Source organism: Oceanobacter mangrovi (assembly GCF_019740315.1).
In the GTDB taxonomy this organism is placed as follows: Bacteria; Pseudomonadota; Gammaproteobacteria; order Pseudomonadales; family Oceanobacteraceae; genus Oceanobacter; species Oceanobacter mangrovi.
On record NZ_JAHXZR010000001.1, the window covers coordinates 75,504 to 88,521 of the forward strand.

Here is a 13,018-nt window from a genome sequence, read left to right on the forward strand (position 1 = left end):
GCGGAACCAGCCGCTGTCAGAGCACTTCCAGTTTCATGCCAGCCGCTTGCTGGCAATCCACTTCCGCCGCCAGATCACCGGCCGTCAGCGGATGTTCCTGCAGCCAGCCGTCTGGCAGCTGTAACCTCAGATCATCGCCGTTACACGTCGCCACCGGGACCGGCACCGGATGGGCACCACGGCCATGGTTGAGAATCACCGCCAACCGCAGCAAACGCGCCAGCTGAATCGTCTGTTTACGCCGCGTCGAGGTCACGCTATCAAACTCACCGGTAGCAAATTTACGCCGATGACAGCGCACCATGGCAGCCAGCTTGGCCTGCCCCTGGCGGGTAAAACCGAGCATATCCGCGTGTTGCAGCAGGTAAGCGCCGTGCTTGTGGAAACCGCTGTGGGACAGACTCAAACCGATTTCATGCAGATCCGCCGCCCAGCCCAACAGCGACGCCGAGGCCTCGGTCATTTGCCAGCTGTCACGCAGCTGGGCAAACAGCGCCAGTGCGGTGGTCTTGACCCGTTCAGCCTGTTCCTCATCGACATAAAAACGTTCTTTTAACGAACGCACCGTGCGCTGGCGGACGTCTTCGTGATCCGAACGACCAAACAAATCCCACAAGGCACCTTCACGCAAGGCACCGTCGGAATAGACCATGTTTTCAATACCGAAGGTATCAAACACCGCCGTCAGAATTGCCAGACCGCCAATAAAGACCTGCCGACGTTCAACTTTCACACCCGGCAGCACCACATCATCAAGGGTTTCAAACTGCAGGGTTTGCTTGCGCAGCTTTTTCAGCGCCTGCTTGCTGATGCCTTCAGTCGTCCAGCCGAACTCGACCAGGGTCTGTTCCACCGCCCGGATAGTGCCGGAGGAGCCCACCACACTTTGCCAGCCCAGTTGCTTGTACTGGGATTCAATGTTCTGCAATTCCTGCCGGGCAGCAGCCACCGCCCGTTCAAAATTGGCTTCGTTGATTTTGCCATCGGCAAAAAAGCGTTGGGTGAAGGACACACAGCCCATATGCAGGCTTTCCAGCGCCTTCGGTTCAAACCGTTCACCAACGATAAATTCGGTACTGCCACCGCCGATGTCGACCACCAGCCGTTTACCCATATCGTCCGCCAGCGTATGGGCAACACCAAGATAAATCAGGCGGGCTTCTTCACGCCCGGCAATCACCTCAATGGGATAACCCAGTACGGCTTCGGCACGTTCAATAAATTCCTGGCGGTTGCGGGCGGCCCGCAGCGCGTTGGTAGCCAATACACTGACCCGTGCGGGGTCCATGCCTTGCAAGCGTTGGGCAAATTCACGCAGGCAATCAAGGCCGCGCTGCTGCGCTTCTTCCGATAAATGAAAATGCTCATCCAGACCAGCGGCCAGCTGGACTTTCTGGCCACGCCGTTCGAGAGTCTGGAATTCGCCGTGAAATTCCCTGGCGATAACCATATGGAAGCTGTTGGAGCCCAGATCTACCGCGGCAATCAATTCACCTGGCTGGGCCGGAGTATCTGACATAGGTTGCTATCCTGACGCTTTATTCTGCAAAAACCCAAATATGCAACCCGTCTCCGGCGATGTCCATCCTCTGTTCGGAGCTTTCTGGAGATTGATTCCAGCCGGAGCGCGCGTACAATGAAGGCAATTATGACCTTAACCTTCAAGGGGAAACCATGAGCGATCTCATCATCTCGACTAGTGACGACACTTTTGAATCCGATGTGCTGGGCAGCGATTTGCCTGTGCTGGTCGACTTCTGGGCTGAATGGTGCGGTCCATGCAAAATGATTGCTCCGGTACTGGAAGAAATCGCTGAAGAGTTCGCTGGCAAGCTGAAAATCGCCAAGCTGAACATCGATCAGAACGAAGCGACTGCCCCTAAATACGGCATCCGCAGCATCCCGACCCTGATTCTGTTCAAGAACGGTAACGTCGAAGCCACCAAGATTGGTGCCATGAGCAAGTCCGAGCTGACAGCTTTCATCCAGCAAGCTCTCTGATAGAAAATTGATTTATATCCAGCCCTTGAAAAACCTTGCTTTCGAGGGCTGGACACCCAATATCATTGGGTCTATAGTTCAAAACGCAGTCGGGTTCTCTGACGCGCCCTCGCCTTGATATCCATATCAAGCTCTACCCCAATATCCAAACAACACAACCTATCTTCCCTATGAATCTTTCCGATCTGAAATTGAAATCCGTTCCTGAGCTGCTCGACATTGCTCGGGAGATGAACCTGGAGAACGTTAGCCGTACTCGCAAGCAGGATATTATCTTCGCAATTCTCAAGCATCACGCCAAAAGCGGGGAAGATATCTATGGTGATGGGGTACTGGAAATTCTGCAGGACGGCTTCGGCTTCCTGAGAAGCGCGAACAGCTCCTACCTGGCCGGCCCTGACGATATTTATGTATCGCCAAGCCAGATCCGTCGCTTCAACCTGCGTAAGGGCGACAAGATTTCCGGCAAGATCCGTCCGCCAAAAGACGGTGAACGCTACTTTGCCATGCTGAAAGTGGCAGACATTAATGACGACAAGCCAGAAAACGCCAAGAACAAGGTTCTGTTTGAAAACCTGACGCCGCTGTTCCCGAATGAAAAATTCATCCTGGAACAAGGCAACGGTTCAACAGAAGACCTGTCTTCCCGTGTTCTGGACCTGGTAGCACCAATCGGTAAAGGTCAGCGTGGTCTGATTGTAGCACCGCCAAAAGCTGGTAAAACCATGCTGCTGCAGACCATCGCCCAGTCGATTACCCGCAACAATCCGGAAAGCGATCTGATCGTGCTGTTGATCGACGAACGTCCGGAAGAAGTAACCGAAATGAAGCGTTCCGTGCGCGGCGAAGTGGTTGCCTCTACCTTCGATGAGCCACCCGCCCGCCACGTGCAGGTTGCCGAAATGGTCATCGAAAAAGCCAAGCGTCTGGTTGAACACAAGCGCGATGTGGTAATCCTGCTCGACTCCATCACCCGTCTGGCACGTGCCTACAACACCGTAATCCCAAGCTCCGGCAAGGTACTGACCGGTGGTGTGGACGCCAACGCACTGGAAAAACCAAAGCGTTTCTTTGGTGCTGCCCGTAACGTTGAAGAAGGTGGCTCACTGACGATCATCGCCACCGCACTGGTTGATACCGGTTCGAAGATGGACGAAGTGATCTACGAAGAATTCAAGGGTACCGGTAACCAGGAACTGCATCTGGATCGCAAGATCGCAGAAAAACGCATCTACCCGGCCATCAACATCCGTCGTTCCGGCACCCGTCGTGAAGACATGATGTTCCCGGAAGCCGATCTGCAACGTCTGTGGATCCTGCGCAAACTGCTGAGCGAAATGGAAGATATCCAGGCGATCGAATTCCTGCTGGGCAAGCTGAGCCAGACCAAGACCAACGACGAATTCTTCGACTCCATGCGTGGTGGCAAATAAGCCCTGCCGTGAATCGCTGAATGATTTGAAACCGCCTTCGGGCGGTTTTTTATTGGCTGGCGTCTGGCGAATTACCTACGCTTAAGAAACAAAAAAGCCACCCGAAGGTGGCTGATTTGTATCGAAGCTTCCCAAAGCATCAGGCTGGCATCAAAGCCCCGCCCATCGCATCCTTGAGTTTCTTCATGGCGTTCTTTTCCAGCTGGCGAATACGTTCAGCGGAAACGTTATACATGGCCGCCAGTTCGTGCAAAGTGGACTTCTCTTCATTAAGCCAGCGCTGCTGCAGAATCGCCCGGCTGCGCTCGTCCAGATCACCCAGCGCAACCGCCAGACGTTCATTGGCATCCTGTTCGAAGTTCTCAGTCTCAACCATCAGCGCCGGGTCGGCACTCTTGTCTTCCAGATAGTAGGCCGGTGCCTGATAGGCAGTTTCGTCATCGTCATCAACACCGGCGTCAAACGCGGCGTCATAGGAATTCAGACGGCCTTCCATCTCGAATACGGTTTTGGTTTCAACACCCAGATCATCAGCAATCGATGCAGCTTCTTCCTGGCTCAACCAGCCCAGACGTTTTTTCTGACTGCGCAGGTTAAAGAACAACTTGCGCTGGGCCTTGGTGGTCGCAACCTTGACGATACGCCAGTTGCGCAGGATGTATTCGTGAATCTCGGCCTTGATCCAGTGCACAGCGAAGGATACCAGGCGTACACCAACTTCCGGATTGAAGCGTTTGACCGCTTTCATCAGACCGACGTTGCCTTCCTGAATCAGGTCAGACTGGTTAAGACCGTAGCCAGAGTAGCTGCGGGCAATGTGAACAACAAAACGCAGATGCGACATAACCAGACGACGGGCAGCATCGAGATCGTCCTGATAATGCAGACGCTCAGCCAGCTCACGCTCTTCTTCGACGCTCAGGACAGGAATCGCATTGACCGTAGAAAGGTAGGCTTCGAGATTGGCTCCCGGAGACAAGGCATCAACGGCTTGCAAACCTTTGTTCATTGAACACTCCAATTAGTGAACAGTTAATCAAACACTGTATTGGTCGGGTAGACCCATCAAGGGTACACACACGAAACTCGCAACGCAGTGTAGCACCGTAAAATAAAGACCGCCAAGACGGCAAATGGTTCCTTTTCCAGAACAATCTGCCATAAAAATATTACACTATGGTTCAATTTCATCCAGATGACGACTAACCGACCACCAGGCACCAAACCAGCCAAGTCCCATGCCAACCAGCAAGAGTGTCAGCGCCGCCGAAGCTGAGAGCGGCTGCAATTCAAAGCCGGAACCGTACAAACTGGCCAATTCAGCTACTGGGCCATGTAATACCGCCCAGCATATGATCAACAGAATCCAGCTCAACACACCACCGACCATACCGTACCAGAGGCCGGTATAGAGAAACGGCCGACGTACATAGGCATTGGTGCCGCCTACCAGCTTGACCACCCGGATTTCATCAACCCGCGCCGCAATTGCCAATCGAATGGTATTGCCCACCACCAGCAGAATCGCCAGCGCCAGCAGAATGCCGAGAATCAGTACAATCCGCTGCGCCAATGCCAGCAAGCTGTTAAGCCGTTCAAGCCAGGCCAGATCCAGTTCAACGGACTCAACGCCCGCCAGGTCAGCGAGCTTTTGCTGTAACGCCAGCAAGGCATCGCGGGATAGATCCAGTGGTGGCTCGACCAGAATCACTGCTGGTAGCGGATTGCCATCCAACATATCCAGCACATCGGCCAAACCGGTATTTTCACGAAACTGCGCCAGCGCCGCATCGGCATCCACCAGCGAGGTTTTCGCCACGCCCGGCAACTGATCGATCCGCTGCTTCAAGGTCGTTGCGGCCGTCACCGACAACTCGGGCTTGAGATAAACACTCATACGACCCGATTGCTGCACACTGCCACTGAGTTGTTCAAGGTTGCTGACCGCCATCCAGAGGCCGCCCGGCAAGGTCAGCGCGATCGCAATCACCAGCCAGGTCAGCAGGCTGGCAGCCGGTTTGGCCAGCAGCTTGAGCAGGGTTTCCACTGCCACCAACTGGTGATGGCCCAGCCAGGCAATCAGTCGGGCCGTGAAACCGAGGTTCTGGGCAGAAGCGCCAGAGGAGGGTTTTCGGGTGGGTGGCGGAGTGTCATTACGCACCACTTTGCGCTGGGTGTATTCAGCACCGCTGCGATGTTCAGGCGCTGACATGGGTGTCTCCCATCATACGGCCGTGATCAAGAATCAGTCGCCGCTTGCCCATACGTTCGATCAGGGCGATATCGTGGGTGGCAATCAAGACGGTCACGCCAACCTGCTGGAAACGCACAAACAGATCCATGATTTCGGCGGACAACTCGGGGTCGAGGTTACCGGTCGGTTCGTCTGCCAGCAGCAGCGGCGGCTTGTTGACCACCGCGCGGGCAATACCGACCCGCTGCTGTTCACCACCGGAAAGCTCAATCGGGTTACGTCGTTCGAGCTGCAACAGACCAACGGAGTCCAGCGCCGCCCGCACCCGGCGGGCACAGTCGACCGGTGAATAACCGGCTATTTGCAGCGGTAGTGCAACGTTGTCGTAAACGCTGCGATCAAACAGCAGCTGGTGATTCTGGAATACCACGCCGACCTTGCGGCGGTGATAAGGCACCTGACTGGCGCGCAGTTTGTTGAGGTTCTGGTCATCAACAAACAATTGCCCACGGGTTGGCCGTTCCATCATCATCATCAGCTTCAACAGGGTGCTTTTACCCGCACCACTGTGGCCTGTGAGGAACGCCAATTCACCGCGATCCAGTTCAAAACTCACACCATTGAGGGCATCCCTGCCAGCAGCGCCATAACGCTTACTGACCTGTTCAAACCGCACCATGCTCATCAATCAGCTCCGTTCTGTGCCTTATTCGTTTTCGCGCTGAAACAGAGCCTCAATAAACTGGTCAGCCTGGAATGGACGCAAGTCTTCAATACCTTCACCGACACCGATAAAACGTACCGGAATTCCGAATTGCTTGGCCAGCGCAAAGATCACCCCACCCTTGGCGGTGCCATCCAGCTTGGTCAGCGTCAGGCCGGTCACACCAACGGCCTGCAGGAACTGGCGGGTCTGGTTGATGGCGTTCTGACCGGTACCGGCATCCAGCACCAACATGACTTCATGAGGCGCTTCGGGATCGAGTTTTTTCATCACCCGCACCACCTTTTCCAGCTCCTGCATCAGGTTGTCCTTGTTATGCAGACGACCAGCAGTATCGGCAATCAAGACGTCGACATTACGGCTTTGGGCCGCTTGCAAGGCATCAAACAGCACAGAGGCCGAGTCAGCACCTGTGTGCTGGGCAATCACCGGCACCTTGTTGCGTTCGCCCCATACCTGCAGCTGTTCTACGGCGGCGGCGCGGAAGGTATCACCGGCAGCCAGCATCACGCTTTTGCCCTGACTCTGGTACTGACGTGCCAGTTTGCCAATGGTGGTGGTTTTGCCAACGCCATTGATACCCACCATCAGGATCACAAACGGCTTTTTGCCCACACTGGTTTGCAGCGGCGCTTCCACCGCCTGTAACGAGGTTTTGAGTTCTTCAATCAGCGCCTTGTAGAGCGCATCAGAATCCCCCAGTTCCTTGCGGGATACCCGTTCTGTGAGGCGTGCCATGATCTCGCCGGTGGCCTCAACCCCCACGTCGGCCATCAACAGCTGGGTTTCAAGTTCCTCCAGCAGGTCGTCATCGATGGCTTTTTTACCCAGCAACAGATTTGCCAGGCCATCGGTCAAACCACTTCGGGTACGGCTCAGGCCTTCTCGGATACGGGCAAAAAAACCGCGTTTGGGTTTTTCTGCCGGCATTTCGGTAGCAACCGCTACAGCTTCTGGTTCAGCAGCAACGACCGCTGCAGGCTCTGGCTCAACAACAGGCTCAGCCTCAATAATCGGCTCTGGCTCAATCGCCGGTGCAGATTCAACCTGAGTCGCTGGCTCGGCGGCTACAACGTCTGTCTGTTCTTGCTCGGATTCTGCTGCCGCTGATGCTGTTTCAATCACAGTATCGACAGGGGCTGTTCCAGCCGTTTCCGCTGGCTCAGAAGGCTGTGCAGCGGCCGCAACTTCCGCCGGGGTCGCTTCAGTCTCGGCTGCAGCAACGTCAGCAGCCTTGGCCGCTTCTTCCTGAGCTTTGTTTTTACGCTTGAAAAAATTGAACATGGTGATGAATCTGACTGTTTGGCTGGTCGAAAAGACCGGAAAAATAATCGCGCTATGCTACCACTATTTGCAGTAGATTTTGTGTGCAGCAACTGACTATCTGCTTTGGCTGCCGAAATCGAATTGATACCATGGCGATTCGTCCCATTTTTGAAAACGGTTATTCCCTTGGCAAAACCCGCTTCCCAGCAGTTACGTATCATTGGCGGTCAATGGCGCTCCCGCCGACTGCGCTTCCCGGCCATTGATGGCTTGCGGCCAACCCTCGACCGGGTTCGTGAAACCCTGTTCAACTGGCTGCAGTTTGATGTCGAGGGCGCGCGGGTGCTGGATGCTTTTGCTGGCAGTGGCGCCCTGGGCTTTGAAGCCCTGTCACGCGGAGCCAAAGAAGTAGTGTTTCTGGAAAAAAACCCCAGCGCGGCGGTGCAGCTGAAAGAAAACCTGCAAACTCTGGGAGCCCGTAATGCCCAGATCTGGGCGGGCGACGCACTGAACTGGCTGAAGCAGAACCCGGAACCTTATGATCTGGTGTTTCTGGATCCGCCGTTTGGCCTCAAGCTGCTGCAACCGGCGATTGATTCGCTCACCCTGTTACCGGGTGCTCTGGTGTATGTCGAACATGAAACCGGCCTGCAGCTGCAACTACCGCCCAACTGGCAGGAGCTGAAACAAAAGCAGACCAAGGAGTTCTGCTTCCGACTGTTTCAGGTTGAAGCTGGCTGACCCGAACGGGCCAGCCTTGCCACAAGGTTCTGATTTAAAAGAGCCTGACCGGCTGCTTAGTCAGACTCGCTTGCGGTTCCCACTACTTCAAGGCGGTCAACGTTCTGGAAGCCTCGTGGCAACTTGTTGCCTCGGCGACCTCGTTCGCCCTGATAGTGTTCCAGATCGCTGAACTTCAGCGTCATATGACGCTTACCGGAATAGACCACCATTTGGTCGGCCGGATTGAGCGCCACCACCGCCACCAGCCATTCTTCACGCGCAGACGCCCGCGCCGTGCTGATGTTGATCAGCTTGTTGCCCTTGCCTTTCGCCAGTCGCGGCAAGTCTTCAGCCGGGAACATCAACAGCCGGCCTTCATTGGTGACCGCCGCAATCCAGTGGTTATCCACGGCTGTCAGCCGCACCGGCGCCATCAACCTGGCATTTTCTGACAAACTAACCAGCGCCTTGCCCGCCTTGTTCTTGCTTTGCATGTCGGCAATGTTGCAGATAAAGCCGTAACCGGCATCACTGCAGAGCAGGTAGTCTTCCTTTTCCAGCCCCATCAGCATATGGCGGAAGCTGGCTCCGGCCGGCGGGTTCAAACGCCCGGTCAGAGGTTCGCCCTGGCCACGGGCACTCGGCAAGCTATGAGCCGCCAGGCTATAACTGCGGCCACTGTCGTCGATCAGAATCAATGGATCGTTGCTACGCCCCATGCAGGCAGCCAGAAAACCATCACCGGCCTTGTAGCTGAGTTTTTCGCCGTCCATATCGTGGCCTTTGGCGGCGCGGATCCAGCCCTTGTTCGACAGCACCACGGTGACTGGCTCGGACGACACCAGTTCGGCTTCAGTCAGAGCCCGTGCTTCGCCACGAATCACCAACGGTGTGCGGCGGTCATCGCCGTATTTTTCCGCATCCGCTGAAATTTCCTTCTTGATCAGGGTTTTCAGACGGCGCTCGGAACCGAGGGTTTTTTCCAGGTAATCGCGCTCTTTTTCGAGTTCATCCTGCTCGCCGCGAATCTTCATTTCCTCGAGCTTGGCCAGATGGCGCAGCTTGAGTTCCAGAATCGCTTCGGCCTGCAGGTCGGAAATGCCAAACCGTTCCATCAACACCGGCTTGGGCTGATCTTCGGCACGAATAATTTCGATCACTTCATCAATATTGAGGAAGGCAACCAGTAAACCCTCGAGGATATGCAGTCGTGCCAGCACCTTGTCTAGCCGATACTGCAACCGGCGGCGAACGGTTTCGGTTCGGTAGCTGAGCCACTCACTCAACATGGTCGGCAGATTTTTCACCTGCGGACGGCCATCCAGACCAATCACGTTCATGTTGACGCGGTAGTTGCGTTCGAGATCCGTGGTGGCAAACAGGTGCGCCATAATGGCATCAGCGTCGACCTTGCGGGAACGCGGCACAATCACCAGCCGGGTCGGGTTTTCATGATCGGATTCATCGCGCAGGTCCGTTACCAACGGCAGCTTTTTGGCCTGCATCTGGGCAGCAATCTGCTCCATCACCTTGGCACCAGAGGTCTGGTGCGGCAATGCCGTGATGACGATATCGCCATCTTCAATGGCGTAAACCGCCCGCATCTTGAAGCCACCACGGCCACTGGCGTAAATCTTCCGCAATTCGTCCCGAGGTGTGATGATTTCCGCGTCCGTCGGGAAGTCAGGCCCTGGCACCAGCTCGCACAGCTCATCCAATGTCGCTGCCGGGTTATCCAGTAAATGGATACAGGCGCTGGCGATTTCGCGCACATTGTGCGGTGGAATATCCGTCGCCATGCCCACCGCAATACCGGTCGTGCCATTCAACATCACGTGCGGCAGCCGCGCTGGCAGCGTCGTCGGTTCATCCATCGTGCCATCAAAGTTAGGCTGCCAGCTGACCGTGCCCTGACCCAGCTCACCCAGCAAGACATCGGCAAACGGTGATAGCTTGGCTTCGGTATAACGCATCGCAGCGAACGATTTGGGATCGTCCGGCGCGCCCCAGTTGCCCTGGCCATCAATCAGCGGATAGCGGTAGGAAAAAGGCTGCGCCATCAACACCATGGCTTCATAACAGGCGCTGTCACCGTGCGGGTGATATTTACCCAGAACGTCGCCGACCGTACGGGCTGACTTCTTGTATTTGGCCGAAGACTTGAGGCCCAACTCACTCATCGCATAAATGATGCGTCGCTGTACCGGTTTCAGACCATCGCCTACGTGTGGCAAGGCACGGTCCAGAATCACGTACATGGAATAGTTGAGATAGGCGTTCTCGGTATACTGGCGCAACGACTGACGTTCTACGCCATCGTCGGTATAACTGGTTTGCGTCATGAATATTCGAATACGTCAGTGAATAATTCGGCCGATTGTGAACCAGCCTCCGCCCCACGGCAATGTCACGACAATCAAAGCGGACATTGCCAACATTCCCAGAGGGGCAAAAATAAGACCTGTTCTACATGACAAACGTGAACCAGTCGTGCTTACAAAGCATTTCTTTCTGTTACGGTCGCTCCTTGGTACACGGATTTATCGACATCCGCTTTTACAATCATCGTTTATTGCAAGATGATCCGGTGATAAAAGCCCTGACATTCCGTCACGATTGGTAAGTATGCGTCGTCAATTCATTATCCTGGTGACATAAAACCGTCCTTTTAATGCCGTACCATAACCAACTGTATGTGTCTTGTAAGTTGGCAATGGCGTCCCCTTAGACCCTCCAGTTATTACACGATGGATACATTGTTACTGCGAACGATTGACGTGCCGCATTCACCTCACCATACTTCGCAGCCAGCAACTGAGCGCCAATTGGTATTTTTACAAGGAACCTGTGCCGCTATGAAGGCAACATTGGAACAACTGCGACAGGCATCGCTCGCCACCAAGGCTCGTAGCTTTGCACTTACCGGTTTGACTGCAGGTCTGCTCATGTCTGCTGCCTGCCAGGCCGCGCCCCTGCAACTGCGTCTGGGACCTGCTGCCAACTATCCGGTTATTACCGATCTGCCATCCGACTCCAATCTGATCCCGCTGAAGCGTCAACTTGACTGGCTATACGTCAAATCCGGCGAATATGAAGGCTGGATCAGCGTTGATGAGCTGATGCTCAACCCTGACACCCTGCGTCGCCCGGAACCCTTACAGTTCCGCGACCAGAGTGATGAAAACCATATTCAGTTAGACATGGCTGTCACGTCTGAATCAGCCCTCGCGTTGGGGATTAATTTCCGCGCCTGGGAAGAAGATCTCACCGTCCGGTTGTCCCGCTCGGTTGACCACGAAGACCCCTGGTACTCAGCCTCTTTCGGCAAGCGTTTCATGCTCGAGGAAAGTGAGTCATGGAGCTGGGATGCCTATCTTGGCGGTGGCTTGAGCAAAAACTCGGACGGTTCCCGTCGCTGGGATGACGACGGCGACTCCGCCACGGTTCCCTACATCGAGGCCTCAGCCGACCTGAATTGGAACCTAGCTTACAACGTCAGTTTTGGCGGACGCGTGCAAGTCCAGCAAGCCCTCTCTGGCAATAGTGCAAACCATGGAGCGTTAGCCCTAGTATGGAAAATTCGTTTCTGAAAAAATCCAGTCTGGCACTGGGTTTACTCCTGAGTATTTCACCACTGGTTCAGGCAGAAGCACCTGCGTCAGCGCTGGACGATCCGACCGTATTGCAAAAGCTGTTGCAAATGATCAACAAGCAGGCAGTGGCGAAAAGTTCTCCCGTGGTCGACAGCGAAGCACTGAATGATCCAGAGGTGATGCAAAAGCTGTTGCAAGTGATGGCCCAGCAATCCGCTGCCAATCAGCAACAGTCCCTGCCGGTTGATACCACGGAAGTGATGAACGACCCCGCAGTAATGGAAAAGCTGTTGCAGACCATCAAGGTCAGCAAGCAACCGGAAGCAAATGCTTTCGAAGATCCGGCCATGATGGCGAAGCTGTTGGGCACCATGAAGACTTCAGAAACAACGGCTTCTGCGACAACAGTAGCCACCAATGCCCTGGATGATCCTAGTGTTATGCAAGGCCTGTTGCCTTTGGTAGCTGGCACTGTGGTTGAGCAGCCAGCCGAAATTTTTGAGCCGGTTCCGCACACACTCAATTTCGACGATTCATTGCCAGAACAGCTGGGCATGATTGGTATGTCACTGACCCAGCAGACCTCCGCTACCTTTGGCGACCAGCTGGTGTTTGGCGGCAACCTGCGCTACCACCTGACCGACCGCTTTGATGCCTTGCTGAACATTGAGCTGGGCATGTCTTCATTTGGCAATCCAACCATCTACAACAGTGATGGCAGCGAAGCGATGAAGAAGAATGCGTCCTTCCGCACCATCAGCACCGGTATTGGTTATTCACTGCTGAATGGCATTGCCAGCACCAATGGCAAGACCTTTATCCCATGGCAGTTGAACCTGGAAGGCATGGTCGGTGAACAGTTCACCGGTGGCAGCAACGGTCTCTACAGCAGTGTTGGTACCTCGCTCCACTTCATGCTGGACGAATACTGGCTGGGCACCACAACCCGATATTTCTATGTGGACGACTCAGTCCTGAATAAAGCAGGTACGCATCGAGGTTTGCAATGGGGCATCGAGTTCGGCTTCTACTACTGATATTGCTTGCAGCAGCCGGTTTTACGACTCACGCCGAAACAGGCGCA

General features: G+C 54.8%; 11 protein-coding genes. 5 read left to right on the forward strand and 6 right to left on the reverse strand.

All coding sequences use genetic code 11. The annotated features are described in order from the left end of the window. Nucleotides 1-16 precede the first annotated feature (16 nt). A complete protein-coding gene (ppx, locus tag K6123_RS00315) occupies nucleotides 17-1,519 on the reverse strand; it encodes an exopolyphosphatase (protein WP_221793000.1) in 1,503 nt (500 codons plus the stop codon). Between the two features lie 155 nt (nucleotides 1,520-1,674). On the opposite strand from ppx, the gene trxA reads away from it, so the two are divergent. Both trxA and rho read left to right on the forward strand, forming a co-directional pair. After that, nucleotides 1,675-2,001 (forward strand): thioredoxin TrxA, encoded by a 327-nt coding sequence (gene trxA, locus K6123_RS00320; protein WP_221793002.1) that lies wholly within the window; start codon nucleotides 1,675-1,677, stop codon nucleotides 1,999-2,001. Between the two features lie 170 nt (nucleotides 2,002-2,171). After that, the gene (rho, locus tag K6123_RS00325; RefSeq protein WP_221793004.1) at nucleotides 2,172-3,434 is read left to right on the forward strand and encodes a transcription termination factor Rho; all 1,263 of its coding nucleotides are present in this window, start codon (nucleotides 2,172-2,174) and stop codon (nucleotides 3,432-3,434) included. A gap of 139 nt (nucleotides 3,435-3,573) precedes the next feature. Here the strand turns inward: rho and rpoH are convergent, their stop codons facing one another. The 4 genes from rpoH to ftsY form a co-directional block, all read right to left on the reverse strand. Continuing rightward, entirely contained in the window at nucleotides 3,574-4,443 is an 870-nt protein-coding gene (gene rpoH, locus K6123_RS00330) for an RNA polymerase sigma factor RpoH (RefSeq protein WP_221793006.1), read from the reverse strand. Between the two features lie 165 nt (nucleotides 4,444-4,608). Further along, nucleotides 4,609-5,646, reverse strand: a complete 1,038-nt coding sequence (ftsX, locus tag K6123_RS00335) for a permease-like cell division protein FtsX (RefSeq protein WP_221793008.1) — start codon at nucleotides 5,644-5,646, stop codon at nucleotides 4,609-4,611. Beyond that, a complete protein-coding gene (ftsE, locus tag K6123_RS00340) occupies nucleotides 5,633-6,307 on the reverse strand; it encodes a cell division ATP-binding protein FtsE (RefSeq protein ID WP_221794374.1) in 675 nt (224 codons plus the stop codon). The genes ftsX and ftsE overlap by 14 nt, the downstream gene beginning before the upstream one ends. Before the next feature lie 27 nt (nucleotides 6,308-6,334). Beyond that, entirely contained in the window at nucleotides 6,335-7,636 is a 1,302-nt protein-coding gene (ftsY, locus tag K6123_RS00345) for a signal recognition particle-docking protein FtsY (protein WP_221793010.1), read from the reverse strand. A gap of 168 nt (nucleotides 7,637-7,804) precedes the next feature. Here ftsY and rsmD point away from each other — a divergent pair, with 168 nt between their 5' ends. Then, nucleotides 7,805-8,359: a 16S rRNA (guanine(966)-N(2))-methyltransferase RsmD gene (gene rsmD / locus K6123_RS00350; RefSeq protein WP_221793013.1), complete on the forward strand. Its 555-nt coding sequence runs from the start codon at nucleotides 7,805-7,807 to the stop codon at nucleotides 8,357-8,359. Between the two features lie 56 nt (nucleotides 8,360-8,415). On the opposite strand, the gene parC is transcribed toward rsmD, so the two are convergent. Next, complete coding sequence (gene parC / locus K6123_RS00355) at nucleotides 8,416-10,683, reverse strand: DNA topoisomerase IV subunit A (protein ID WP_221793016.1); 2,268 nt, start codon at nucleotides 10,681-10,683, stop codon at nucleotides 8,416-8,418. Nucleotides 10,684-11,196: 513 nt separating this feature from the next. Here parC and K6123_RS00360 point away from each other — a divergent pair. Then, nucleotides 11,197-11,931 carry an SH3 domain-containing protein gene (locus tag K6123_RS00360; protein ID WP_221793018.1) on the forward strand — a complete coding sequence of 245 codons (735 nt, stop codon included), beginning with the start codon at nucleotides 11,197-11,199 and terminating at the stop codon, nucleotides 11,929-11,931. Continuing rightward, nucleotides 11,913-12,971: a hypothetical protein gene (locus K6123_RS00365; protein ID WP_221793020.1), complete on the forward strand. Its 1,059-nt coding sequence runs from the start codon at nucleotides 11,913-11,915 to the stop codon at nucleotides 12,969-12,971. The genes K6123_RS00360 and K6123_RS00365 overlap by 19 nt, the downstream gene beginning before the upstream one ends. Nucleotides 12,972-13,018 lie beyond the last annotated feature (47 nt).

Coding starts and splice junctions, on each gene's coding strand:
- ppx (WP_221793000.1), bottom strand. CDS start 1,519: ATGTCAGATACTCCGGCCCAGCCAGGTGAATTGATTGCCGCGGTAGAT.
- trxA (WP_221793002.1), top strand. CDS start 1,675: ATGAGCGATCTCATCATCTCGACTAGTGACGACACTTTTGAATCCGAT.
- rho (WP_221793004.1), top strand. CDS start 2,172: ATGAATCTTTCCGATCTGAAATTGAAATCCGTTCCTGAGCTGCTCGAC.
- rpoH (WP_221793006.1), bottom strand. CDS start 4,443: ATGAACAAAGGTTTGCAAGCCGTTGATGCCTTGTCTCCGGGAGCCAAT.
- ftsX (WP_221793008.1), bottom strand. CDS start 5,646: ATGTCAGCGCCTGAACATCGCAGCGGTGCTGAATACACCCAGCGCAAA.
- ftsE (WP_221794374.1), bottom strand. CDS start 6,307: ATGGTGCGGTTTGAACAGGTCAGTAAGCGTTATGGCGCTGCTGGCAGG.
- ftsY (WP_221793010.1), bottom strand. CDS start 7,636: ATGTTCAATTTTTTCAAGCGTAAAAACAAAGCTCAGGAAGAAGCGGCC.
- parC (WP_221793016.1), bottom strand. CDS start 10,683: ATGACGCAAACCAGTTATACCGACGATGGCGTAGAACGTCAGTCGTTG.
- K6123_RS00360 (WP_221793018.1), top strand. CDS start 11,197: ATGAAGGCAACATTGGAACAACTGCGACAGGCATCGCTCGCCACCAAG.
- K6123_RS00365 (WP_221793020.1), top strand. CDS start 11,913: ATGGAAAATTCGTTTCTGAAAAAATCCAGTCTGGCACTGGGTTTACTC.